The following is a 26,082-nucleotide window of genomic DNA, read 5'->3' as shown; positions in this document are numbered from 1 at the left end:
TAAGTAAGAATATGCAAATAAACTAAATAAATTGTATTTTTAAACTAAAAAATTTAGTTACCAACCCGCGGAGGCCATTATTAATGAAAAAAGAATCGCGCCAAGCTAAAATCGAACAAATTATTAATCAAGACACCATTACCACTCAAGAGGAATTGATGAGTAAATTAAAGGATACTGGCATTAGCGTTACTCAAGCAACTTTATCTCGAGATATTCGTGAAATGCAGATTGTTAAACAACCTGATAGTTCTGGCAATGCTCGATACATGATCTTTAAATCAGGCAATCAAAATGAGCTAGAACGGTTGAACCGCATGATTAATAGTTCAGTGACTGATGTTAAGCAGATTGAATTTATCAATGTTATCCACACACAACCGAGTTATGCTAACCCATTATCAGCGGTAATGGATGACCTTAAGCTAGACAATGTTACAGGAACGTTAGCTGGTTATGATACCATCGTTATTTTTGCCCTGGAAAGCAAGCCGCCACTAGCGTACATGACTTTTTTATGAAGCACGTTAATCCAGAATTGATGATTTCTACTACTGATTAAAAGTCGAAAAACATACATTTTATAATGAATAACTAAAATTACAGTTAGTGAAAAGTGCCGTTTCCGTAAGGAAATGGCACTTTTTTTGTGATTATTAATTGAATAATATTAAATTAACGGTATAAATAATCTGAGGGATAATTTTAACGATATTTATGTAACCGCTTCATGTGCTTTTAGACAAGCGTTTGCAATTCTAACCAAAAACTTATTTTTTTAATTTTAGATTTTTTAAGTGCATAAATATCAAAAAGGTTGCCATAATGTGAATTATTTATCAAATTAATTGGCAAATATGCGAAAACGACTAATTTTGTTAAAATTTTCGCATTTTGTTTGATAGTTATTTCTTGATAGCGGTTTCAAAATGAACTATGATGTGTTTGTAGCAAAAAAGGAACAGGAGGCAGTAATATGACAAGTCCAATTCACAACTTTTCGGAAATCGGTAAGTTAAAGACAGTTTTGCTTAAACGCCCGGGTCGCGAAATTGAAAATTTCACCCCTGACATGATGCCTAGACTTTTGTTTGATGACATACCATATTTACCTAAAGCTCAAGAGGAACATGACTACTTTGCTAACACCCTTCGTGATAACGGGGTAGAAGTTCTTTATCTTGAAAAATTAGCCGCAGAAGCACTTGATGCTGGTGGTGCTGAATTAAAAGACAAGTTTTTAGAACAAATGCTAACTGAATCTGGATATGCAGCTGGTTCAACCCATGATGCATTGAAAGAATATCTTGCAAGTATGAATAACCAGGACATGGTTAACAAGATTATGGAAGGTATTCGTAAGAATGAAATAGACTTTGTGCCTACTGATTTACAAAGTATGGCCGAAGATGGTGACTATGAATTCTATATGGATCCAATGCCTAACCTCTACTTTACTCGTGATCCATCAGCCGCAATTGGTGAAGGATTGAGCATCAACCACATGACTTCGCTGCTCGTCAACGAGAATCATTATTCAACCAAATTATTATTGAACATCATCCACGTTTTGCTAACCAAGGTGTACATGTATGGCGTGATCGTAACCATACTACTCGTATCGAAGGTGGAGATGAATTAGTTCTAAATGATCACGTTATGGCAATTGGAGTTTCACAAAGAACTTCTGCCGATGCAATTGAAGATATTGCTCGTAACTTGTTTAAAGAAAGCAACTACGACACAGTTATCGCAATTAGCATTCCTCATAACCATGCAATGATGCATTTGGATACTGTATTTACAATGATTAACTACGATCAATTCACGGTTCATCCAGGAATTCTTGGTGAAGGTGGTCATATTGATACCTACACATTAACTCCAGGTGAAGGTGACAACGGGATTCACATCCAACACCGTACTGATCTTAAACAAACTTTGATGGATGCATTACATTTGGATGATCTTGACTTGATTCCAACTGGTAATGGTGACCCAATCATCGCTGGACGTGAACAATGGAACGATGGTTCAAACACCTTGGCAATTGCTCCAGGTGTGGTAGTAACTTACAACCGTAACTATGTTTCTAATGACTTATTAAGACAACATGGCCTTAAAGTGCTTGAAGTAATTTCAAGTGAATTATCTCGGGGTCGTGGGGGTCCACGTTGCATGAGTTGCCCAATCGTTCGTGAAGATTTAACTAAATAAACTGATAATTAAGGGAGATTCCGCACATGATGGATAAGGATTTTAAACAAAGCGTATTTCAAGGCCGTAGTGTCTTAGCAGAAAAAGATTTTACTGCCGCAGAATTGGAATATTTAATTGATTTGGGGCTACACTTAAAAGCCTTGAAAAAAGCTGGTATTCCACACCATTACCTCGAAGGTAAAAACATTGCATTACTTTTTGAAAAATCATCAACTAGAACCCGGTCAGCATTTACCACAGCTGCAATCGATCTTGGTGCCCATCCAGAATATTTGGGCCAAAATGATATTCAATTAGGTAAGAAGGAAAGTACTTCTGATACTGCTAAGGTTCTTGGTGGCATGTTTGATGGAATCGAATTTAGAGGATTCAAACAAAGCGATGCTGAAATTCTTGCCCGTGATAGTGGGGTTCCAGTTTGGAATGGCTTGACTGACGAATGGCACCCAACTCAGATGTTGGCTGACTTTATGACAGTTAAAGAAAACTTTGGTACTTTGAAGGGCTTAACATTAACCTTTATGGGTGACGGACGTAATAACGTTGCTAACTCATTATTAGTTACTGGTGCCATTCTTGGAGTTAACATTCATATCGTTGCTCCTAAGAGTTTATTCCCAACCGAAGAAACTCAAAGTATCGCTAAGGGCTTCGCTGAAAAATCTGGCGCTAAGATTCTCATCACTGATGATGTTAAAGAAGGTATGCTAGGTTCAAACATTGTTTATACCGATGTTTGGGTATCAATGGGTGAAGATAACTGGGAAGAAAGAGTTAACCTCTTGAAGCCTTACCAAGTAAACATGGAAGCTCTTAAAGCAACTGGTACTCCTGATGATCAATTGATCTTCATGCACTGTTTGCCAGCCTTCCATAATACTGATACTCAATATGGACAAGATGTTGAGAAGAAGTATGGTATCACTGAAATGGAAGTTACTGATGAAGTGTTCACAAGCAAGTATGCTCGTCAATTCGAAGAAGCAGAAAACAGAATGCACTCAATCAAGGCTATGATGGCCGCAACTTTAGGAAACATGTTCATTCCTAAGGTTTAATAACTAGAGCGCACCTCATAAGAGGACCACTTCAAAGAAGGGATGGGATATTAAATCCCGTCCCTTTTTGAGTAAATTATTGATTTTGGAGGAAGAACAGAATGGGAAGAAAAATCGTCGTTGCACTTGGTGGAAATGCAATTTTATCAAAGGATGCCTCAGCAAAGGCTCAACAGCAAGCACTTTTAGAAACAGCTGAACACTTAGTTAAGTTTATTGAAAATGGTGACCAACTAATTATTTCTCACGGAAATGGTCCCCAAGTTGGAAACTTATTACTTCAACAAGCTGGTGGTAGCACTCCAGACAACCCTGAAATGCCACTTGATACTGCTGTGGCAATGACTCAAGGCAGCATAGGTTACTGGATGCAAAATGCTATGAATCGGGTTCTTAAAGAAAAAGGATTAGATAAGACTGTCGCTACAGTGGTTACTCAAGTTGAAGTAAGCCCAGATGACCCGGCCTTTACTAACCCAACTAAGCCAATTGGCCCATTCATGTCAAAAGAAGAGGCTGATGAAGCCAAAGCTGCTAACCCAGAGTTCACCTTCGTTGAAGACGCTGGTCGTGGATACCGCCGAGTAGTTCCTTCACCTAAGCCAATTAATGTGGTTGAAACTAAAGCTGTGAATACTTTAGTTGATGCAGGAATTGTGCCAATTTCAGTTGGTGGTGGTGGCATACCAGTAGTCACTGAAAATGGTAATTTGGCCGGTCGTGAAGCCGTTATTGATAAGGATTTCGCTAGTGAAAATTAGCCGAACTTGTTGGTGCCGATGCCTTAATTATTTTGACAGCTGTTGAAAACATTTACGTTAACTTCAATAAGCCAGATCAAAAGAAGTTAGAGCATGTAACCGTATCTGAATTAGAAAAGTATATCGGTGAAGATCAATTTGCTAAGGGAAGCATGTTACCAAAAGTTCAAGCTGCAATTGACTTTGTTAAGTCAACTAAACACGAAGCCGTAGTTACAGCTCTTGATAATATTGATGGTTTCATCAGTAACGGTTCTGGAACCATCATCAGCGCAGATTAATTGCTGTCTATAAGCAGATAACTTGCGTGAGCGCTTGTTAGCAACACAATAAAATTGTTCTGGAGAATCCGAAAATGATATCTAAAAGTGATTATGCAGAATGCTTACTCAAAGTTAAAAATCATCCCGAATTTGCCGGTATGAGCGAGCGTGATCGGGATGAACTCGTTGACCAAACTACGATTAAGGAATATCACCGTGGCCAAGTTTTATTTGACCAGGGTGATCCCCGCAATAATTTTTATTTGATTATCTCTGGAATCGTAAGATCATTGCACTACGACGAAAACGGTGACGAAAAACTATATTTTTATATCAAAGAAAATAAAACCTTTCCATTTATTGGTTTATTTACTGGAGATAATTATGGATATAGTGCTGAAACCATGTCGGAAGTTAAAATCGCGATTATGCCAATGAAGCTATTTGAGAAGCTGTTAAAGAAGAATTCAGAAATGATGGTTTGTGTGATTCAGGAAATGGGTCAAATCATTAATTCAACCGAAATTCAACTTCGAAAAATGGTAACGACTAGCGCTAAAAAGCGAGTTGAGAGTGCAATTGAGTTTTGGGTCAACAAATTGGTGAAAAACAACAAGATGGAACCACCTTAATTCCTTACCCAATGACATTGATTGAATTATCAAAAATTAGTGGGACAACTAGGGAAACGACTAGTCAGATGGTTTCAGAATTAGTTAATGACCAAAGAATTCTGTATGGTAAAAAATATTTTCGGATCTTAACGAACGAATAATCGGGGATACCCAGTTAGGGAGTGAAGAAATGAAAGAACACGATGGTAAATTAGGCTTAATAGAGTTGATTGGTTTAGTTGTTGGGTCAATTATTGGTGGTGGAGTTTTCAATTTGATGCATGATATGTCAACCGACGCAGGTGCCGGGGCAATCATCATTGGTTGGGTAATCACCGCGATTGGAATGGTAATGTTAGCGTTAACCTTCCAAAACTTAACAATGAAACGGTCAGATCTTGATGCCGGAGTTTATAGTTACGCGGAAGCGGGATTTGGAAAGTACATGGGATTTAACTCCGCTTGGGGATATTGGCTATCAGCATGGCTAGGAAACGTTGGATATGCAACGTTGCTAATGAGTGCCGTGGCGTACTTCTTGCCAATCTTCAAAGATGGTCAAAACATTTGGTCAATCGTGGCGGCATCATTTATTTTATGGGCTTGTCACTTTATGATTTTACGGGGAGTAGAATCAGCATCATTTGTTAACACAGTAATCACAATCGCTAAGTTAATTCCAATTTTCTTATTCTTAATTATTGTTTTATTCGCATTTAAGCTCAATATGTTTACGATGGATTTCTGGAACACAGCAAGTGGTAATTTTGAATGGGGTAGTGTTATGTCCCAAGCTAAGAGCACCATGTTAGTTACTGTGTGGGTATTTATCGGGATTGAAGGAGCGGTGGTCTTCTCAGGAAGAGCCAGAAAACGTTCTGATGTTGGTAAAGCAACTGTTTTAGGGATTATTACTGTTATTTTAATCTATATGCTAGTTACATTACTTTCATTTGGTGTAATGACTAGAAGCGGATTATCACACTTATCACAACCAGCCATGGCCCAATTACTAGAAAGTCTAGTTGGTAAGTGGGGCGCAGTGGTTGTTAACTTAGGCCTAATTATTTCTGTAGTGGGGGCTTGGTTATCATGGACTATGTTTGCTGGCCAATTACCTTATGAAGCTGCTAAGCAAGGAACTTTTCCTAAGGTATTTGCTAAAGAAAACAAGAATGGGGCACCAATTAATTCATTATTATTCACAAACGTGTTAGTTGAATTATTCATGTTCTCATACTTGATCACTGCTCAGGCATATCAATTCTTCTATTCAATTGCTAGTGCCGCAATCTTAATTCCATATGCATTCTCAGCTTTCTATCAATTGAAATTCTCAATGAATGAAACTAATGGAACCGCTGGTAGAACTGGTAACATCGTTATCGGAATTGTCTCTAGTGTGTATGCTTTATGGCTATTAATTGCCGCTGGGGCAGACTTCTTACTATTAACTTGTATCTTGTTTGCTGCAGGAATTCCAGTTTACTGGATCTTGCAAAAAAAGGACAATCATGCAGAAAAGGTCTTTGGTCCAGTTGAACGAGTAATTGCTATCTTAATTTTAATTGGAGCAATATATGCCATCTATGGATTAATTGTTGGCAAGATAACATTCTAAAGTTTAATATGTATGATAAATAAAGGGCGTGGATATTGATTCCACACCCTTTATTATTTAGAGTCAATTGAAGCACACTAAAAAGTTCGTTTCATGCTAGAATGAGTACAGAGATATTAGATGGAGAAGTAATGATATGAAGAAAATCTACTGGGATAGTGTTGAAATTGATCACACTAAGTTCTTTTTCACCGTGACAGAGGCGGGAATCAACTTTGTTTCAAGTCCGGGAAAAAGATTGTCAGAAATGTTTAACTTCTATCCGGATATTAGATATCAGGTAGAATTTACTTATGATGAAGAAAAAACAGCGGCTTACCGCGAGCAATTTGAAGATTATTTTGCCGGTAAGGAGCGCCACTTTGATTTGCCGATTGATTTAACGGAAGCTGGAACGGAATTTCAACAGTTAGTTTGGAATACAATCGCAGAGATTCCATATGGCGAAACAATTAGTTATAGCGATTTGGCCGCTAAAGTTGGGAACCGCGATGCTGCCCGAGCGGTTGCCCATGCGGTTGCGCTAAATCCAGTGTTGATCATGATTCCTTGCCATCGAATTATTAAAGCGGATGGTGCTTTAGGACAATATCGTGGCGGTGAGGAACAAAAAGCGACCCTGCTTGAACTTGAAAGCAGAGCCCCTAAAAAGAGTTTTATTAATAAATTGCCCTTACCCAAGCTTAGTCAACTAGGTAGGCCTGATCTTTAATTAAATCAAATGGTTGGTGGTGTTCATTCAACTTATCAGTAGCAGCTTGGTCGATAAAATTAGCTTGCTGCCAGAATTCAGCTGAATTAGTGGCCCCATCTTTTTCGCCAATAACAATGAGCTTAAGCTCACGGTTATTGGCGTTTCTTATTTCATTTAAGATGTTAACGTCAATTGGATCCTTATCAGGAGACCAACTCATAATTACGTAGTTTACGCGATCACTATATTTTTTGATAGCGCTGATGGCATCAAGCTGCTCAACGTCGATAACCTGATGGTTTCCAGTTTGGTTTTCGGTTTCCCATGCCAAACTATCGGTCGGATAAACAGTCCGGCCTAAATTCTGTAATCCCTGAGAGATATAGCCATTGCCGGCCATTACCTCTAAGACCGCAGCGTGCCGACATAATCAGCAATAGCTTTAACAAATGGCGCAGAGATGTAGGCCCACATGCCATATGTATCTTCTAGGTAATCTCGATATGACCGAAGTAACTTATCTACTTTAGGCAATTCCGCGGTTAATTGATTCCAGAGTTGGTCGCCTTGGGGATCGCCTTGGGGATATTTGGCGTTGATGATGGTAAATATTTGGTCTTGGATATCGTCAGGCAATATTAATTCCGGTAAATCTTGGGGCAACATTCCAGATTTAATCAACCGGTCACTTTGTAAGACATTGTTGATTAAAAAACTACTTCGGGAACAGCTGAGTAAAGCTCACGGTAGTAGTTTAGTTGAGAGATATAATCAGTGCCTTTTGATATGCGTTTAGGTTGTGAATGTTTCTTGAGTAGTTGTTTTCGTTGTTTGTTTGACAGCATCGCAGTATCCTTATTTGTCGTTGATATTTAAGTTAAGTTGTTCTTGATATCCTTGTTGTGGGTCTGGAGCAACAAGGCGATTTTCTCTACCGTGGAGGTAACCAGCGATTAGCTGGTATACTTCGTAGCGATCAGCGGAGGTAATTAACTGGCCGTTAAAAGTTAAATCTTTATCGGAAATAAATAAGCGACCTAAGTCATAGGCTGTGTTTTCGGATAGTCCAGTAATGTAATCCATGGTGACATCAAAAAACTTAGCTAACTTTGCACCTCAAGGTAAGAGGGGGTGCGGACACCACGTTCCCAATTACCAATTTGAGCTGGGGTATTTTCGTGCTGTTCATCAGTTGGAAACATTGTGTTTAGTTCTTTGGCCAAACCTTCTAATGTTAAATGTTGGCCGGTACGCAATGCTCGTAGTCGTTCAGAAAACATATAATCACCATCCTTATCAGTATCTATTATACTGCAAATTGGGAATTCACAAAAACTTTCCATTTGATTAATGGGATGATGTGTTATTATTATCGACGGTATAATTTTTATAAAGGGTGAGTGTGAGATGAAGAAAAAAACACGACTAATGGTAATTGGGGCTTCAACGTTAGCGTTAGTTGCCGCCGGATTATTTGGTGCAGGTATGTATTTTTACCAGGTGGCGGTTGTTCCGGCACCCAAAACATTTTTAGCTAAGGATAAGCCGATTAAGCAAACTAATCCGCTATATCCGGCGCATAAATGGTACCAATCCGTTGCAAAAGAACGGTGGACAGAAACATCTGCCGGTCAAAATTTACGATTAGATGCTAATTATATTCCCGCTGCTAAAAAGACGAATAAGACGGTTTTAGTAGCTCATGGATTTATGAGTAATAAAAATAAAAATGTTTGAGTACGCTCACATGTTTCACCAATTGGGTTATAACGTGTTGTTACCGGATGCTCGTGGTCATGGGGATAGTCAGGGAAACTACATTGGTTTTGGTTGGCCAGAACGCTTGGATTATGACAAGTGGATCGCCCAAGTGATTCACCGACAAGGCAGTGATTCACAAATCGTAGTTTTCGGGGTCAGCATGGGCGGTGCGACAACGATGATGGTTAGCGGTACTAAGTTGCCTAGTCAGGTAAAAGCGTTTGTTGAAGATTGTGGTTATACAAGCGCAAATGACGAAATCGTATATCAGGCGAAGCAACTTTATCATTTACCGGCCGTTCCGCGATTCCCACTGGTTGATATTGTTAGTTCAATCACGCAATTTAAAGATGGTTACAACTTTAAAGAGGCTAGTTCACTGAATCAAGTTAAGAAAATCATCGACCAATGATGTTTATTCATGGTTCAGAGGATAAGTTTGTGCCAACTAAAATGGTTTATCCGCTATATCATGCTACTAAGGGTCCTAAGGAGCTACTGATTGTCAAAGGAGCTGCTCATGCTCAGTCATATGAAAAGAATCCACAATTATATACTGAAAAAGTTCGCGAGTTTCTTGCGAAGTACGTGAAATAAGCAGAAAAAAGTCTGCGAAATTGTTATAATTAAGGAGTGAAGTTTTAGAAGGGAGGTGCCTAGTTGGTAATAACAATTATATTGGCTGTTATTATTGCTGTGGTTGCCACAATTGTTGGGAAAAAATCCGAGCAAAAAAAGTACGATCAAGCAATTCAAAAAGCGAAACAGCAAGCTGATCAATTGATTAAAGCTGCTGAAGCTGAGGCTAAGCAGGCATCAATGACAATTGTTAGTAGCGGTAAGCAAGAAACGCAAACTTATCAAGCTTCAATGAATGAGGAACTTGATAGCTACGAAGCAGATAACCGGATGCGTCAATCACGAGTTGATCAAAGAACTAACGGGGTTGAGCAGGTTAAGCAACGATTGGATAAGATGCATAATAGTTTAGCTGAACGCCAAATTGAATTAGATGAGGTTAAGGCTGAAATTGATAAATTAACTGATCAGGAGCAGCAACTAACTAATAAACGTAAACAGGTTCTTCAAGATAATGCGCATTTAAGTTATGAAGAAGCTGCTAAACAGATTACAGATCAATTATCAATTGATTTGGACCGCGAACGAGAAGTCGAACTTCGCTATCAGGCGGATGAAGCTAAGGTAGTTGCACCTAAAATGGCTAAACAATTGGCCGATGATGCAATTCAACGAGGTCCGGTTGATTATCCACGTGAGCACGTTGAACACTCAGTTATTTTGCCAGATCAAGGCACTAAACAAAAGCTGATAGGTAAAGAAAGCATTAATTTAAGATATATTGAAACCTTGACAGGGGTTGATATCGTATTCGATCGAAATGAACCATTAATGTTACACGTGGTAACTTCTGATCCACTTCGACGTGAAATTGCCCGCACGGTAATTGGTAATCTAATGGTTACAAGACAGATTAATTCTCAAACGATCGAACAACAAGTCGACACAGTTTCTAGTAACCTAATGAGTGAAATTAGGAAAACGGGTGAGGATATTGCAATGGGACTTCATATTGGCTTTGTTCATCCGGATGAAATGAAGTTGATTGGTCGATTGAAATATCGTACCAGCTATGGTCAGAATGTCCTTACGCATTCAGTGGAAGTCGCTAAAATTGCCGGTATTCTTGCAGCAGAATTTGGCTTAGATGTCCAAATTGCTAAGCGAGCTGGTTTGTTTCATGATATTGGTAAAGCAATCGATCATGATGTTGATGGCACTCACGTTGAATTAGGAGTGCAAATTGCTGAACAGTATGATGAAGATGAACGAGTGATTAACTCAATCGCCTCTCACCATGGAGACGTCGACATTACGACACCAATTGCTCATTTGGTGGCTGCTGGAGATTCAATTTCTGGTGGTCGTCAAGGTGCTCGGAGTGAGTCAGCTGAAGAGTATATTAACCGCTTGCGGACACTGGAAAAGATTGCTGGACAAAAGCCTGGTGTAAAGGATAGTTTTGCTATTCAAGCCGGCCGAGAAATTCGAGTAATGGTTGATCCTAATCAAATTAATGATGATAAGAATCAAGAATTAGCCGAGCAAATCAGTGATCAAATTGAAAATGAATTAACTTATCCGGGTAAAATCAAGGTAACGTTAATTCGTAGTTTTAAAGCAGTATCGTATGTTGGTGCTGAAAAGAAAGAAGAAAAAGAAACGCGCTTAAAAAAATCCCTTAGAAGCTAAGCATTTTGCTAGTTTCTAAGGGATTTTTTAATTATTTACCCGGAATTACTTGGAAATTATGGTTGTTAGTTGCCTTAATAACAGGATGTTGTTGCAAATATTCAAGGAATATTTGGGAAATAATGGTGTCATCGGCCTTAATAATTTTATCTTTACTGAACATTGGATAGTGGCCGCCACCAGTTGCTCGGTAACGATTGAGAACCACTTTTAACTTTTGATCAGGTTCGACTGGTTCACCGTGATAGGATAACTGTGTTACTCGTTTACCTAAGGGTTCAGAGATATCTAACGTGTAGTCGATGCCTTCGTACATATCATAATTATAATAGCGGTGTTTTGGAAAAATGAATTTTTCATCAATAACAACTTTACCGGCCTTAAGCGTAAAGTATTCAGCTGAAACTTCCAAGGCGTCTTTTAAGTCAGCTCCGAAATTTCGAAACCACTAACGTATTTGGATATACATAGTTAGTGATAATGTTGCGCATCGTGATTGGATTAGAAAAGCCGTGAGCCTCATTATTATAAAGCGCAGTTGCTGAAATATCGACGCCCATTTTGTCCATTTGCACTTTATGGATAAATTCCATAAAGGCAGAATCTTGAGTTCTGGCGGTAAATGGATCATTAAATGATAGGTCACCTTGAATTCTGGCTAAAGGATGATCTAACCAATGAGCAACATTCTTTGATAAAGGCGATAAAGTGGCTTTTATGCGATCATCAACTGGTGAGTCAGCAACGCTAAGTAGCTCTGATTCGCTCTTAGTAATTCGTTTTTCAGTCGCCGAAATAGTTAAGGTGATCCGGCCAACGAATTCACCACGAAAGCCAGGTTGAATAATTGGCTTCTTGAATAGATGGCCGGCGATTTTACGGTGTTGATGACCGGAAATCATTGCGTCAATTTCAGGGAAGGTTTCTAGTAAATCGTAACCCTTATTTTCACCTGGGTTAATATCGGTCCAGGTGCCAGTATGGTCACGTTCGAAGCCACCATGATACACGGCGACAACGAAATCGGCTTGTTTTTTAATTTCGGGAATATACTTAGCAGCCGTATCGATTTCAGAAATTAAATTAAAATCATCTAACTCGTTTACGTTTTTCCATTTTTTAGTACTGGTCGTACTTAAACCTAAGAACCCGACTTTACACGGTCCAAAATCTACAATTTCATAAGGCTTCCCCAAGAAAGGTTGGTTGTTATGATCGACGATATTTGCACAAATAAATTGCCGGTTGGACTGTGCCATAACGTCCTTAAGATAATTAAGGCCATAATCAAATTCGTGATTGCCAATGGTTCCTAGTTGATAGCCAACATCGTTATAACATTGGTTATAGATGTGGCGGTCGTGTGAATTAGCTTTTTTAGCGACAAATATGATAATGGCGAACCTTCTAAAAAATCGCCATTATCAATGACGATGATTTTTTCATCTGGATGAGCCATTTTATAGGCTTGAATAGTGCTGGCAGCTTTACCAATTCCGAATGGTTTGGTAAAGCCTTTATCTACATAATTGGTTGGTTCGATAAACCCATGTGTATCACTGGTACAAAGAATTGTTATTTTCATAATTTCACCCGCAGATTATCTATGGATTCTAGTATATATAACATTGTGAATATTGTAAAATTCCCATGAAATTATTCCTAATTATCATCGATCGATTGTAAGTAAACCATTTGATCGGTTGCGACACTCTGGTTAAGGCGGTCTGATAGGTCTTTATCAATATTTCCTTGCTTAAATTGGGTAGAAATGAATTGGTATTCGTATTGCAGCGCTGTAATCAGGAGGTCTTTTTGGTAAGCACTATTTTTTGAACCTCGTCTGTGACGGAAGGTGATGGCTGAACGAGCAAAGGCAACCTCGCTAACATTATCGTTATCTTCGATACTATCTAAATATTCATTAATCCGTTGAAAAGACAAAGTATCAATTTGATCTCGGAGTTCGCTCATGCGATTTCGAAATTCATTTTGAATTGACTTGGATGAATCCTGGTTACTTTGATTTGCTGAAACAATTTGATTAGATGCTGATTTTTCTAATCGAGTTCGTTCTGGGAGCTTGTTTTGATTAGAGTTAGTTAATGATTTTTCGTATTCATTAACTCTGCGCCTAATTTTCTTTGTTCGACGTCTTGAAAATAATAACCGGAAGGTCAGTCTAAGCTTTTTGATAAAGCTACCTTGGGTATCAGGATTAGTAACAAATCTTCGACTAAGCATATTAGCAATTCGCTTATCGGTTTCGCTAGATCCTAATAAATCCATCATGGACTGGTATTGGATATTGTTAATTTCCCTCATAATGTCATTTATTTTCTTTGAATCGGTGTGACCAGATTTCTTTTGGCTAGCTAACATTTCAAGAACATAATTGCGATCAGAAATATCAATATTGGGAGCCTGCTTTATCCGTGTTGAACTATAATCAACCATCTGGTTACGGAAATTATTAAATGTTGCTTCATCGGGTTTCTCTTTTCTTTCTAACATTAAAGGTAGAACAATTGTGGGAACTATTAAACTAAGAAGGATGACAATAGTGGCAACGAAGATAATTTCATTTCGGAAGGGGAAGTTTTGCCCATTAGCAGTAAATGGAATGGAAAGCGCCATGGAAAGAGTAATGGTTCCATGAATGCCACCAATGGCGACGATGAACGAATCTTTAGTAGAATTGAACACGCGCTTTTCGGCTTGTAACCTGACTAAATTAAAACGGGTCCATAAGAACCTAATTAATAACATACCTGAATATAAAACTACTGACAGAATTAATAGTTCAACCAATAAGTGGTTAGAAACTGAAGTCATCTTTGAAATAACGGTTGGAATGGTGACTCCCAAAAGAACGAACACAATTCCTGATAATAAACTACTAATGACTTGCCATGATGAATTAATTACTAATTGAACATCAGTGGCGGTTAATCGAAGCCGAGTTGAGAAGATTCCTTGTAAGATACCGGCAGCAACAACGGCTAAAATTCCAGAAGCGTGGCACCATTCAGCGATTTGGTAAATGGCAATGGGCGACATCAAGCTTAATGGTAATAATACGGTTGAAGTATCCATTGACTTAGACACTAAAAAATCTTGGATAGCGGAAAAAATTCTTCCGGCAATTAAGCCGATGATAATTCCACCAAAAAAGCTGATAGCGAAATTAGTTAGGCCGCTCGCAAATGAGAATTTACCAGTTGAGTATGCAACAATCGCTAAGTTAAAGATAACAATGCCAGAAGCATCATTAAACAATGATTCAGTTTCTAAGGCCCCGGATACATCTTTAGGAATGTTGATTCCCTGTGTAACAGATGAGAAGGCCAGCGAATCAGTTGGTGTGATAATCGCTGCCAATACGATTGATAATGATACTGGGATGATTGGTAATAGCGAATGGAAGACGATGCCCATAATGACCGCTGTTACGATAGCTAAAAAAACCGCCATTGAGAATAATTGGCCAAGTGAATTTCGAAATCGTCTTAGATTTGTCCGTGAGCCATCCATATATAATAGGGGGGCAATAATACATAACATAAACATTTCTGGCTCTAACGAGTAATTGTGAAATATTGGTAGGAACGATAATGCAAAACCGCTAGCAATTTCAAAAAAAGTCAGGGGAATCTTATCAAAAAACCGAAGAAATAATATTTGAAATTAATGCGGCAATAATCAATAATGTTACAGAATAAAACGCTTCCACTAAAAACGCCTCCTAAAGCGATTGTTATCAATATTATAAGTCAATTTAACGTATAAAAACAGTCGCCTATTTGTGAAAAAAACGATTATAAAAAGTAAGTAATGGTATTGACAATTATTACCGTTGTGATAATATTATAGCCAAGAGGATATGTTGTTTATAGAAGCCTATAGGGGGGATATAAATGTTAAATTTATATGTAGCACAAAGCAGTGCATCAAGTAGAAAAGCACGGGCATGGTTAAAGGGGCACAACATTGAATTTAAAGAAAGAAATATTAATTCAAATCCGTTAAGTGCTGATGAAGTTAAAAAATTATTACGCTTAACTGAAAATGGTAGTGAGGATATCATCTCTACTCGTTCTAACATCTATAAGAAGTTGAACTTGAATTTAGATGAGTTGTCGGTATCTCAATTAGTAAATCTTGTTGTTAAATACCCTGATCTAATCAAACGACCAATTATCTTTGATGAGCACCGAATCGAAGTTGGTTTTAACGAAGAAGAGATTAGAAGATTTCTTCCTCGTAGTGTTCGAGAAGCTGAATTACGTCAGCTAGAATCACAAATGATTGGATAGTCGATACATTACTTAATGGTTATCGATTGATTGACGCCAACATTAATTTGTTGGCGTTTTTTTGTTGGTTAAATTTAAATTATGGTTCATTAACTTAACTCAAGTTGTACAATTATGATAGTAATACAAGGAGGACGCGAATTTGATTAAGATGATTGCCCTCGATCTGGACAACACATTGTTGACTAGTGAGAAAACAATTTCGAAAGTAAATGAAGCAGTATTAAAGAAATTACACAATAACGGTATCAAAGTAGTTCTGTGTACTGGCCGCCCTATTAATGCAATTTGGCATTTAATTGAGCAGTTGAATCTATTACAGCCAGATGATTACACAATCACGTTTAACGGTGCCTTAGTTGTTCATAATCAGGATAAAGGTGAATTAGCTAAAAGTGGGGTAGCAAAGACTCAATGGCAACCATTACATGACTTTGCCGCGACTGTTGGAGCTCCACTAGATATTTTGAACTTTGACCAAGTATATGGGATCACTGATCTGAAACCTTCTTTATATGAAGCTCAGTTTCATGGCCAATTAAAGTTTGATCATATGCCATTTGGTGAACTTGATGCACAGCAACAATACTCCAAGGCGGTTATCTGCGACAAGCCTGAGCTTTGGACAAATATGAAGCTGAATTAACTCCAGATATGAAGGCAGCTTATCATATCGTTCGTTCACAGCCACATATTATGGAGTTTCTGGCCCCTAAGATGGATAAGGTAGTGGGACTTGAACATTTACTTGATCATTTTGGATGGGACTTTTCTCAATTAATGACATTTGGTGATGCTGCTAATGATTTAGGCATGATTGCCAAAGCAGGGATGGGAGTTGCGATGGCCAATGCATCCGAGGATGTTAAAGCCGTTAGTGATGCAATTACGTTATCAAATGATGATGATGGCGTGGCGGCCTTTTTGAGCCAAGAAAGTACTCAAAAGCTATTTGAACAATAAAAAATGAACCTAGTGCGAATTCATTGCACCAGGTTCATTTTAATTAGTAGTTATTAATTTTGTTTGAATAGACCGCCCAAGCGGCTCATAAATTCTTTAAGGTAAGCGTCAACGTTCGCATTAACCGCTACCTTAACGTTAGTTTCTGGTTCTGATAAGCGAGCTGGGTCACCAATTGTACGACCGTAGTACTTGTCATCAGTAGTTACGTACATGTTTAGATCCAAACATTGGACAAAGTCAGGATTAATGGCAACGCCAACGGCAAATGGATCATGAAGGGCACAACCGTGTAGATCAGGGCTAGTTACCTCGTAGGCTTTGATGTAGTAGTCAACAATATCGGCAAAAGCTTCACCAGATTTAGTGCCTAAATCACGCCATTGTTGAGTTTCTTTCTTAGTTAATAAGGTTCTCAATGTAACATCTAAACCAACCATCGTTAAGTGAAGTGGACTAATAAATACTCGGTTAGCAGCTGCTGCATCCTGTTGAATGTTTGCTTCGGTCACATTAGTAACGTTACCAGGAACGGTTAGGGCACCACCCATGATAGTTACGTTGCCAATTTCTTTAGTGATTGAAGGATCTTTTTTAATTGCAGCGTCCAAGTTAGTTAATGGACCAGTAGGAACGAGAATCAAATCTTTACCATATTGTTTGACAGAGTCGATTAAGAAATCAATGGCATCACCAGTTTCAACTGGACGGGTAGGTTCTGGTAACTCAACTTCACCAATTCCGTTTTCTCCATGAATCTGGGCTGAAATTGGCATTCGGTCAAAGTGATCTGATTCTGAAGAATGTGATAGACCAACGTAGACTGGTACATCAGTTACACCGAGTAATTCCAAAATCTTAAGTGAGTTAATTGCACCATCTTCAACGTAAACATTACCGTATGAACCGATGATACCGATTAAATCAACTTCGGGTGAAGCAACTGCATATGCAATTGCCATTGCGTCATCAATACCAGTATCAAGATCAAGAATCATTTTCTTTTGGGCCATTAAAACTACCTCCAACTATAATAATATCAAGAATGAAAACCCTTTACTCAATCATACTCGATATTTAAAAAAAACTCAATTCATCATCGACTTGAATCAAATTAATTTCTAGTTTAATCTTAATAGGATCAAGGGGGGCATTTATGGAAAATACATTTGTTGATGCATGTAGAAAGTTAGGCTCGTTCTTATGGACGGGTGTTAAAAGAAATTATGATAATTTAGATGATAGTATTGCTAAACATCTTGGTGAAAATAATGATGAGACGGTGGAAATCCACTTATCAAAAATGTTTTCTGAGGTATTTAAGCGACATTCACAAGATGAAGCGGATAAGTTATTTATTGTCGGAACTAAGACAACGACCCCAAGTCTTAAAAAGGTTTCCAGTCGACCAGTTAAGCCATGGTTTTTCACCAGAGTATTTTTGGTTTTAGCCGTTAGTTTTTCGATGCTGATGCTACTTTTATACTTATTTAAAAGTGATAAAGCCATTCCTGGGATGATTTTTATTGGTTCGTTAGCAGTGCCGTTTTCACTGTTGATGATGTTTTTTGAGATCAATGTTTATCAAAATATTTCGGTCCTGCAATTATTAACCACCTTTTTAGTGGGAGGAATTATGTCATTGCTGGTAACGATGACTTTGTATTTAGCATTACCAATTAGAACCACGGTTAGTATTGAAAATGCCCTGTTGGTCGGATTTGTGGAAGAAGTTGCGAAGGCGTTGGTAATCATCTTGTTTATCAATCGCTACCGAGTAAATTACATTTTTAATGGAATTTTGATTGGGGCCGCGATTGGGGCCGGTTTTCGGTGTTTGAAAGTTCGGGATATGTGAGTGAATATGGATTGTTTACAATTTTCACTAGAAGTTTCCAAGCATTTGGGACGCATACAATCTGGGCGGCAATTGTTGGTGGGGCCATTATTTTAGGTAAAACGCGTAAACAACCTTTTACAGCAACCGATTTTTTTAATCCCCGTTTTAGTATCTTTTTGATATTAGTAATTGGTTTGCATACTTTTTGGGATTGGGATATTCCTAATACTACAATTTGGATGTCATTAGCTCAAGAAGTCATTGATGTGGTAATTGGTTGGTTTACAATTACAGTATTGATTGATGCCGGACTGCGCGAAGTAAAGACCTTACAGGGACAAATTATCACTAATAAGCGAGAGAGTCGACGAATTATTAAGCGACTAAAAAGTAATTAGGATGGGAAGATACTATGAATAACGATGAAGTTTATGATATTACGATCATTGGTGGTGGACCAGCAGGGATGTTTGCGGGCTTTTATGCTGGTTTGAGAAATGCCAAGACTCAGATTATTGAAAGTTTAGCTGAATTAGGTGGCCAGGTGGCGACTTTGTATCCGGAAAAAACTATTCTTGACGTGGCGGGCTATCCGCAAATCAAGGGCCGGGAACTAATTGCCCAACTAGAGCAACAATTACAAACCGTGGCCACTGAAGTAAAATTAAATACAACTGTGCAGAACATCAAACAAGTTGGTGATGCGTTTGAAGTGATTACCAATAACGGAATGACAGTCTCAAAATCAATTATTATCGCTACCGGAGTTGGCGCATTTAATCCTCGTAAACTGGCAGTTGATAACAGCGATGAATTTGAAGGAACAAATTTGTTCTACAGTGTGAAAGATTTGGATCATTTTAAGAATCGAACGGTGCTGGTTGCAGGCGGTGGCGATGCTGCGATTGATGAAGCACTATTAATAGAGTCGGTTGCTAAACAGGTTTATTTATTACATCGCCGAGATAAATTCAGAGCGATGGAACATAGTGTTGATTTATTAACTGAATCCACAGTTGAAACAGTGACCCCATACTTAATCAGTGAACTAGCTAGTGAAGGTGATCAAGTAAAAATTACCGCTAAAAAAATGAAGAGCGACGAAGAAATGAGTATGGTGGTAGATGATATCGTAGTCAACTATGGCTTTATTGCTCAAGACGATGCTTTATCTGGTTGGGAAGTTCATCCAGAAGGTAGTCGTGGCAAGATTCATAGTGGTGTCAGTGGGATTACTAATATCAAAAACGTCTTTACCATTGGGGATGTTGCGGATTATGAGACTAAACAGGCCTTAATTGCCACTGGCTTTGGCGAGGCGCCATTAGCCGTCAATGAGGCGATGAGAAGCATTTATCCTGATAGACGCGGTCCCGTTCACAGTACCTCGATTAAGCGTTAATCGTTGAAACGCGTGATAAGCAAAAGCACGATCTGATTGGAATCAGGATCGTGCTTTTTACATTGGTTGTTAATTATTTTTTAGCTTTATGTTTCTTACTAGTGGCAGGTTTGCCTTGATTCGCATTTAAGGTTTTCTGCATCTTAGCCACTTGCTTAGACAAGTGTTCAACCTGGTTAGTTAACTGTTGAATACTCTTGGTTTGTTCGTCCTCTTGATCTTGATCTGTAAAGAAGTCCGTGATAGTTGAGGTTAACAAACCGATAAATCCAATACCACCAAGCATTAAGACGGCCGAGATAATTCTGCCGCCCCCGGTAGTCGGGGTCACATCGCCATAACCAACAGTGGTAGCAGTGGTGATAGCCCACCAAAGTGATTTTTCTAGGGAATCATGCTCAAATGCCGCAAAGATTAAGGAACTAAAGATTACGATCACTAAACTGATCGATAATAGGTAGATAAAACCAGTGTCATAGAGGAAACGATGAACACTTTTTGTGAACTTGCCAGACCAACCTAATTTCCAAAACAGGTGATGATACCTGATGATTTGAATTATCCGGGAAATCCGGAAGAAGGCAAAGACTGGGTGTGAAGGAATTAGGGCAATTAAATCAAACATGTTTTGAATTAAGAAATCCTTCTTGGACTTAGCAAACCAGAATCTAGCGACGTAATCGATAAAGAAAACAATCCAGATGAGAAAGAAAACCACACCAAAGGTTCCATGGCGAAGCGAGACTGTGCCAATTAATGATAGTGCCGTTAGGACCATCGAGAAAATAGCTAGTCCAGTTAAGCAAATATTATAAATTAAGATGGTGCCTGATTTTACATTTACTTTCATGTTATCTGACCTCGATTACCGAGAACTTTCGTGAGTAGCGTCTGGGTTAGTAATCTTGATTCGGCTGGAGTTTGTTGACTTGTGGTGAATCTCTGGAGCATCTGTCTTGTATAGACTTTGAGTCGACTTATTACCATTTTCTGAGTACAAACTCTTAGATTTCTTGCCCAATTTTTTCTCAATCTTGATCTCTTTATTTAAGCTATCTGCGTAGTTATACTTCCGAGGATCAACAGTTTCAAATCCTTTAGGATGATAGAACCGAAGCAAGTTCTTTGAATTAAGTGAATCGGAAAGTGATAATTCAGTACGCACTTGATTTTTGTTATTATCGATGACTTTTTGTTGAGCTTTAGAAGGGGTAATTTCTTTACCAGTTTTATTACTATAAATTGTATCACCAATTGAAGTATATGCCGGGCTGACCCAATCTTGATTTCTGAAGGCGACCACTTGGTCATGTTGCTTAGAAAGTAAGTCCGTCCCGAATTGAATATAGCGTTTAGTACTAATACCCAACAGATGCATTTCAGTTGGTAGGGCATCAATTTCGCCAGCGTATTTATTAGAAATAAATCCTTTGTTCATTCCAGGAATATTGATCATATAAGGTACTCGTTGCATTTGAGCGTCATCAAAATCATCCCACGTGTCAGGATTTTTACCGATGGCTTTTGCGAGACTCTTATTTTCAGAGTCAGAGATTCCGTAATGATCACCATAAAGGACGATCATCGAATTCTTTAGCAATCCGGATTTTTGAGATATTTGTAAAATTCTCGAACGGATTGATCAAGATAATGGGCTGTTAAAAAGTAATTATTGACAGCTTGGTCACTAGTATTAGTTGTTTTAAAGTTAGTATCTTCCTTATCAAGATCAAATGGGAAATGGTTAGTAACCGTTAAGTATTTGACATAAAACGGTTGTTGAAGGTGTTGTAAATACTTGATGGAATCATTGAATAATAATTTATCTTTTAATCCATATCCTAATGAGCGGTCACCAGTGGTATCAAAGTAACTTGCATCAAAGAAATTTTGATAGCCCATATTTTTATAAACATTGTTACGATTCCAGAAACTAGCAATATTGCCGTGAAAAACGGCACTAGTGTATCCAGCACGTTGGTTAAGAATAGCTGGTGCGGCTTGGAACACATTGTCACTACCTAATTGGGCAAACAAAGAGCCTTGAGGTAGTCCGTAAGTACTGGTTTCCATCATATTTTCAGCATCAGACGTTTTCCCCTGACCAACTTGATGGAAGTAGTTGCGATAGGCAAAAGTTGATTTGCTCTTATATAACTTATTTAAGAATGGGGTAACTTCACGGCCATTAATTTTTTGGCCAATTAGAAATTGTTGGAAACTTTCTAGATGAATGACAATGACGTTTTTGCCTTTAGCCATCCCGTAGTACTTAGGATTGGGTTTGGCATAGTGTTTTCGAGTGAATTTAAGCACGTCGTTTAATTCTGATTTAGTAGCGGTTGCTCGTAAATCGTTGCTACGTTGGGATTTTAAACCATCATAAGTCGTAAACGCATCCAGACCAAGGTACTTAACGATGTACGTCCGGTCAAAGGTTCTTGTTAACAGCTGGGGACGATCCATCTCACCTAAAGATAGATTGACTGTAAATAAAAGGACCGCTAGTGAACTGGTGGCTAAGCCAATTCGTTTATTTAATGGTCGGTGATCGATTTTAATTTTTTTAAAGGCTAGCAAGAGGACGACGACAACGATATCTAGCCAGTAAAGAATATCATGGAAGTTGGTTAACGCTAGCGAACTACCACTTAGTCCTTGATTAACTTTAGAATAACCAGTCATGGTACTGACAGTCATAAAGTCGGTAAATTCTCTAAAGTAAATGACGTTAAGATACAGTAATACGGTTTGTAAAATAGTGATTAAAAAGGCACTGGGATAGAAGACGCGGCTCTTTTTAAAATAGAGGGGAATGCTTAATAGTAATGTAGTTGTCGCAATTGGATTAATAATGACAATCAAAAATTGAAATGGATTTTGAATACCTAATTTAAAATCGGCAAAGTATGCAATCATAGTTTTAATCCAAAATAGAGTGGCTAGTAAAATTAAAAAGCCACGCCGGCTACTACTTTTTTCCAGGATTTTTGTTATATATTTCAAAACAGGGGCTCCTTCAATGTTGTTTACTTGTTACATCTTACCAGAGTAACTATGAAAGTTAAGTTATATTTAGAACCTTGCCAAAATCTTAACTGATTATCGCCGCAATTAATGATAGTTGGTATACTTGAATTAGTAAAAAGTAAGGGGTGTGATTTAAATGGCTAAAAAATTTACATTGTATATGGTCCGGCACGGCCAAACGTATTTTAACATCTATAATAAGTTGCAAGGATGGAGTAATTCTCCGCTAACAGAAAAAGGTATTCAAAATGCGGTTGATACTGGCGACAAACTTGCTAACGTTAAGTTTGCTGCTGCCTACTGTAGCGATACAACGCGAGCAATGGACACAATTCAAATGATTTTAGATAAGAATCAAGTATCAAATATTGATAAGCCAATTACCTCAATGCATTTTCGTGAAGAATTTTATGGGTACTACGAGGGAACTGACATGGATCAGGCATGGTACTTAGCCGGAGCACCACATGGGTTGCCAACCTTTAAAGATATTGTTGCTAAGTATTCAATTGGGAAGGCTAAGGACTTATTAAAAGCAGCCGATCCATTTCACCAGGCTGAAGATAACGCTGAATATTGGCAACGAGTCGATGCGGGATTTGATTTAATTAAACAAAATCAGAAATTTCTGATGGCGATAACGTGTTATTAGTTAGTCATGGTAATACTTTATTAAGTGTTGTTGAACGGTACGGTAATGGTAAATTTAATATTTCAGAGCGGCCAGCCAATGGCAGTTTAACCAAATTAGAGATTAATGGTGATGATGCCAAAGTCATTGCATATAACGAAAAGTAGGGATGATTCATGGAAGTAAGAACAACTACTGACTTAACCAGTCAGATTTACACAGATGCTAGAATGATTAGGAGAACGGTATTTATTGAAGAGCAAGGTGTTGTTCCAGCCCATGAATTTGATGGCAGTGATGACAATGCCGTTCACTTTGTGGCTTACGTGGATGATAAGCCAGCAGCCACCGCTAGAGGGACTTTAGAGGATGACCGCGTGCATATTCAACGGGTGGCCACCTTGAAACCTTATCGGGGTCAGGGAGTAGCTAAAGCGGTAATTCAAGCTTTAATTGCTGATCCCCAATTCACTAGGGCCACAGAGTTTTATTTAGGCGCCCAAGAAACCGCTATTGGGTTCTATGAAAAGCTGGGGTTTAAAGTGATTTCGGAACCTTTTATGGAAGCAGGAATTCGGCATCGGATGATGGCATTAAAAATATAGATAATAAAAAAGTACGTATGACCTTCCGTCATACGTACTTTTTTATTATCTATTAGTTGTTGTTAGATTATGTTAAATATTAGTCGAGGTCTGTTACGTGTGCTGAACCAACATAATGCCACCATGGAGCCTTAACATTTTCGGTAATAACACCGCGGTTTTGAGCATCAATCATCTTACCGCCACCGATGTACATACCAACGTGTGAGATTGAGGCAGCGTTGCCCCCAAAGAATACTAAATCACCCTTTTGGATGTTTTTGTAAGCAACGTGCTTATTAGTATTGTATTGAGCTTGAGCAGTTCTGGCAATTGTAACACCTGATTGCTTGTAAACGTAACTAGTGAAACCTGAACAATCAAATCCAGTAGGACCAGTAGCACCCCAGATGTATGGTGAACCAAGCTTTGATTTAGCAGTAGTGTAAATTTGTGAGTATGTAATGTTGTCTGTTGAGCTAGTGTCGATATCAGCTTTGGCTTTGGCACTTGCCTCGATTGAGAAGAAACCTGCGGTTAATAATGTGAATAATGCTACCAAACTTAATAAAATACTTTTATGTAATTTCATAATTTTTTCAACAACTCCTATTCGTATTTAACAATGAATAGAATACCAATAGAATATTTCATAACTGTAACAAAATAATATCAATGCAGTTAAATGAATTTTATAGATTGCAACATAGTTCACAACACTCGAAAAATTATTGCTTAAAACGCTGGTATAACGGCTTTTCTCTGTGTAACAAAACCACCCTGCTTTTTGTAACAAAACAGGGTGGTTTTTGATAAAAAACTATTTATTTTTGATGATATTGTCTTTATTAGGTAGGGTAACTGCTAATTTTCCAAGTGAAACGATAATCATTGGTAACACTAAGTAAAAGGCAAGGGTCGTATAAATGACGATTAAGGCGACTTCAATTAGAGCATTGGAAGCCCCAAATGTTAGTGAAATAGCAATGACAATTACAACTAACAAAATGTAGCGAACAATCGTACCGTAACTTTTAACGGTTGGAATTAACCAATCAATTAATGGAAGCTCAGTGTAGCGGAGCGATAATCCTAAACTAATGATTTGCCAGGATCCCATGGCTGTCAGAATTGATAAAGCAATTATCGGTACTTGCCAATCAAATGCTTCCACGTGGACAATAAACCGCATGGTTAGATAGGCTAATTGGAAGCCAGTAAATGCAGATGCCACAAATGCTGCTGTCCAGTATAGGGGTTGTAAAATTGCTCGACTAAGAATGAAAACACCTAATAGTAATCCAATTACCAATACGGAAATTAAAATAACAAAGTTATCATTCATTTTACTTTCAACCGTTGATTCAATAACTGGTTCACCATCAATTGCAACTGAAGCGCTAGCAAGTGGGGTACCTTTGAGTTGAAGTTTGATTTGTGATTGTAGTTGGTTAATTCGTTTGAAATTATTACCGGTATCGGGTGTTTTATCAAAGACAACCTGTAACATGGTTGTCTTTTGATCTTGACTGGCAAAGTTAGCTAAGGTCTGTTTGAAATCAGCTCCATTTAATTGTTTTTTAGTAATAAAGTAAATGTTAGCTGCTTGAGAGTTTTGCAAACTATCGAGGTAGGCGTAGATTCCGTTAAGTTGTGAATTAGAGGCAATCACACTACGATTAACAACTTTAAGTTGTTGATTAACAAGCTTAATTTGTTCGCGATAATTGCGTAAGTAAGTGTAGTTGGTTTGGCTGAAACTCTGTAAAGCTTGACCAGTGGTCACCAATTGTGATAATCCAGACTGAACAGATTGTAATTCTTGATTCAAACTACTAATTTTGGATTGATATTGACGTATTCTTCGAGAGGCGCTTTGACGTTCAGTGGTGCTAACCGAACTAGTTGCTTGGCTTACTTGGTTCGATAAGGTACTGCTTCGACTGACAATGCTATTGCTCCGATTAATCATCGATTGCATATCCTTAACTTGTTGTTGTAAGCCCGATAAATCTAAATTTTGTTGATTAGTTTTGATACCAACCGAGGCTTT

Annotated in this window: 19 protein-coding genes and 9 pseudogenes; 17 read left to right on the top strand and 11 right to left on the bottom strand. The window is 38.2% G+C overall.

The genetic code is table 11. The features are described 5' to 3' along the window. The first annotated feature begins 83 nt into the window (after positions 1-83). From argR to NBRC111893_RS01200, 8 genes and pseudogenes are all read left to right on the top strand, one after another. Positions 84-562 (top strand): annotated as a pseudogene (gene argR / locus NBRC111893_RS01230) (arginine repressor). A 414-nt stretch (positions 563-976) separates the two neighbouring features. Continuing rightward, a pseudogene (arcA, locus tag NBRC111893_RS01225) lies at positions 977-2,217 on the top strand (arginine deiminase). Positions 2,218-2,246: 29 nt separating this feature from the next. Further along, entirely contained in the window at positions 2,247-3,278 is a 1,032-nt protein-coding gene (argF, locus tag NBRC111893_RS01220; protein WP_125007910.1) for an ornithine carbamoyltransferase, read from the top strand. 101 nt (positions 3,279-3,379) lie between these two features. Next, positions 3,380-4,320, top strand: a pseudogene (gene arcC / locus NBRC111893_RS01215) (carbamate kinase). Positions 4,321-4,394: 74 nt separating this feature from the next. Next, complete coding sequence (locus tag NBRC111893_RS01210; RefSeq protein ID WP_225417466.1) at positions 4,395-4,934, top strand: Crp/Fnr family transcriptional regulator; 540 nt, start codon at positions 4,395-4,397, stop codon at positions 4,932-4,934. Between the two features lie 11 nt (positions 4,935-4,945). Then, positions 4,946-5,077 carry a hypothetical protein gene (locus tag NBRC111893_RS10925; RefSeq protein WP_230402922.1) on the top strand — a complete coding sequence of 44 codons (132 nt, stop codon included), beginning with the start codon at positions 4,946-4,948 and terminating at the stop codon, positions 5,075-5,077. Positions 5,078-5,106: 29 nt separating this feature from the next. Continuing rightward, entirely contained in the window at positions 5,107-6,537 is a 1,431-nt protein-coding gene (arcD, locus tag NBRC111893_RS01205; RefSeq protein ID WP_125007689.1) for an arginine-ornithine antiporter, read from the top strand. Positions 6,538-6,673: 136 nt separating this feature from the next. Further along, positions 6,674-7,249, top strand: a complete 576-nt coding sequence (locus NBRC111893_RS01200; protein ID WP_125007688.1) for a methylated-DNA--[protein]-cysteine S-methyltransferase — start codon at positions 6,674-6,676, stop codon at positions 7,247-7,249. Here NBRC111893_RS01200 and NBRC111893_RS01195 read toward each other — a convergent pair. Both NBRC111893_RS01195 and NBRC111893_RS01190 read right to left on the bottom strand, forming a co-directional pair. Further along, positions 7,221-8,076, bottom strand: a pseudogene (locus NBRC111893_RS01195) (SAM-dependent methyltransferase). The gene NBRC111893_RS01200 and the pseudogene NBRC111893_RS01195 overlap by 29 nt on opposite strands. A 10-nt stretch (positions 8,077-8,086) precedes the next feature. Continuing rightward, a pseudogene (locus NBRC111893_RS01190) lies at positions 8,087-8,511 on the bottom strand (helix-turn-helix domain-containing protein). Between the two features lie 127 nt (positions 8,512-8,638). Here NBRC111893_RS01190 and NBRC111893_RS01185 point away from each other — a divergent pair. Both NBRC111893_RS01185 and rny read left to right on the top strand, forming a co-directional pair. Then, positions 8,639-9,589: pseudogene (locus tag NBRC111893_RS01185) on the top strand (alpha/beta hydrolase). A 63-nt stretch (positions 9,590-9,652) separates the two neighbouring features. Then, positions 9,653-11,263, top strand: a complete 1,611-nt coding sequence (gene rny / locus NBRC111893_RS01180; protein WP_125007687.1) for a ribonuclease Y — start codon at positions 9,653-9,655, stop codon at positions 11,261-11,263. Positions 11,264-11,294: 31 nt separating this feature from the next. Here the strand turns inward: rny and NBRC111893_RS12030 are convergent, their stop codons facing one another. From NBRC111893_RS12030 to NBRC111893_RS01170, 4 genes are all read right to left on the bottom strand, one after another. Then, positions 11,295-11,675: a 5'-nucleotidase C-terminal domain-containing protein gene (locus tag NBRC111893_RS12030; protein WP_369689681.1), complete on the bottom strand. Its 381-nt coding sequence runs from the start codon at positions 11,673-11,675 to the stop codon at positions 11,295-11,297. Positions 11,676-11,688: 13 nt separating this feature from the next. Continuing rightward, positions 11,689-12,522 carry a bifunctional metallophosphatase/5'-nucleotidase gene (locus NBRC111893_RS12025; RefSeq protein ID WP_369689680.1) on the bottom strand — a complete coding sequence of 278 codons (834 nt, stop codon included), beginning with the start codon at positions 12,520-12,522 and terminating at the stop codon, positions 11,689-11,691. Positions 12,523-12,575: 53 nt separating this feature from the next. Then, positions 12,576-12,848: a hypothetical protein gene (locus NBRC111893_RS12020; RefSeq protein ID WP_369689679.1), complete on the bottom strand. Its 273-nt coding sequence runs from the start codon at positions 12,846-12,848 to the stop codon at positions 12,576-12,578. A 77-nt stretch (positions 12,849-12,925) separates the two neighbouring features. Continuing rightward, a complete protein-coding gene (locus NBRC111893_RS01170) occupies positions 12,926-14,896 on the bottom strand; it encodes a cation:proton antiporter (protein ID WP_369689688.1) in 1,971 nt (656 codons plus the stop codon). 284 nt (positions 14,897-15,180) lie between these two features. On the opposite strand from NBRC111893_RS01170, the gene spx reads away from it, so the two are divergent. Both spx and NBRC111893_RS01160 read left to right on the top strand, forming a co-directional pair. Continuing rightward, a complete protein-coding gene (spx, locus tag NBRC111893_RS01165) occupies positions 15,181-15,579 on the top strand; it encodes a transcriptional regulator Spx (RefSeq protein ID WP_125007686.1) in 399 nt (132 codons plus the stop codon). A gap of 151 nt (positions 15,580-15,730) precedes the next feature. After that, positions 15,731-16,542 (top strand): annotated as a pseudogene (locus NBRC111893_RS01160) (Cof-type HAD-IIB family hydrolase). Between the two features lie 53 nt (positions 16,543-16,595). Here the strand turns inward: NBRC111893_RS01160 and NBRC111893_RS01155 are convergent. Beyond that, the gene (locus NBRC111893_RS01155) at positions 16,596-17,555 is read right to left on the bottom strand and encodes a nucleoside hydrolase (RefSeq protein WP_125007685.1); all 960 of its coding nucleotides are present in this window, start codon (positions 17,553-17,555) and stop codon (positions 16,596-16,598) included. A gap of 143 nt (positions 17,556-17,698) precedes the next feature. Between NBRC111893_RS01155 and NBRC111893_RS10920 the strand changes: the two genes are divergently transcribed. Genes NBRC111893_RS10920 through NBRC111893_RS01145 form a run of 3 tightly spaced genes read left to right on the top strand, consistent with a single transcriptional unit; the run spans position 17,699 to position 19,784 of the window. Further along, entirely contained in the window at positions 17,699-18,400 is a 702-nt protein-coding gene (locus tag NBRC111893_RS10920) for a PrsW family glutamic-type intramembrane protease (RefSeq protein ID WP_225417464.1), read from the top strand. Further along, the gene (locus tag NBRC111893_RS10915) at positions 18,376-18,780 is read left to right on the top strand and encodes a PrsW family intramembrane metalloprotease (protein ID WP_225417463.1); all 405 of its coding nucleotides are present in this window, start codon (positions 18,376-18,378) and stop codon (positions 18,778-18,780) included. Before NBRC111893_RS10920 ends, NBRC111893_RS10915 begins: the two co-directional genes overlap by 25 nt. Before the next feature lie 14 nt (positions 18,781-18,794). Beyond that, positions 18,795-19,784, top strand: a complete 990-nt coding sequence (locus NBRC111893_RS01145) for an NAD(P)/FAD-dependent oxidoreductase (RefSeq protein ID WP_125007684.1) — start codon at positions 18,795-18,797, stop codon at positions 19,782-19,784. A gap of 73 nt (positions 19,785-19,857) precedes the next feature. Here the strand turns inward: NBRC111893_RS01145 and NBRC111893_RS01140 are convergent, their stop codons facing one another. After that, positions 19,858-20,634: a potassium channel family protein gene (locus tag NBRC111893_RS01140; RefSeq protein WP_125007683.1), complete on the bottom strand. Its 777-nt coding sequence runs from the start codon at positions 20,632-20,634 to the stop codon at positions 19,858-19,860. A gap of 15 nt (positions 20,635-20,649) precedes the next feature. Then, a pseudogene (locus NBRC111893_RS01135) lies at positions 20,650-22,790 on the bottom strand (LTA synthase family protein). 160 nt (positions 22,791-22,950) lie between these two features. Here NBRC111893_RS01135 and NBRC111893_RS01130 point away from each other — a divergent pair. After that, a pseudogene (locus NBRC111893_RS01130) lies at positions 22,951-23,612 on the top strand (histidine phosphatase family protein). Positions 23,613-23,621: 9 nt separating this feature from the next. Further along, entirely contained in the window at positions 23,622-24,050 is a 429-nt protein-coding gene (locus NBRC111893_RS01125) for a GNAT family N-acetyltransferase (RefSeq protein WP_125007682.1), read from the top strand. Between the two features lie 79 nt (positions 24,051-24,129). Here NBRC111893_RS01125 and NBRC111893_RS01120 read toward each other — a convergent pair whose 3' ends face one another. Both NBRC111893_RS01120 and NBRC111893_RS10910 read right to left on the bottom strand, forming a co-directional pair. After that, positions 24,130-24,621 (bottom strand): C40 family peptidase, encoded by a 492-nt coding sequence (locus NBRC111893_RS01120; protein ID WP_125007681.1) that lies wholly within the window; start codon positions 24,619-24,621, stop codon positions 24,130-24,132. Positions 24,622-24,849: 228 nt separating this feature from the next. Further along, on the bottom strand, positions 24,850-26,010 hold the full coding sequence (locus tag NBRC111893_RS10910; RefSeq protein ID WP_225417462.1) for an MMPL family transporter: 1,161 nt from the start codon (positions 26,008-26,010) through the stop codon (positions 24,850-24,852). Positions 26,011-26,082: the final 72 nt, after the last annotated feature.

Source organism: Lentilactobacillus kosonis, from assembly GCF_003864335.1.
In the GTDB taxonomy this organism is placed as follows: domain Bacteria; phylum Bacillota; class Bacilli; order Lactobacillales; family Lactobacillaceae; genus Lentilactobacillus; species Lentilactobacillus kosonis.
The sequence above is the reverse complement of the archived record's forward strand: the minus strand, read 5'-3'. Positions and strand labels throughout refer to the sequence as shown.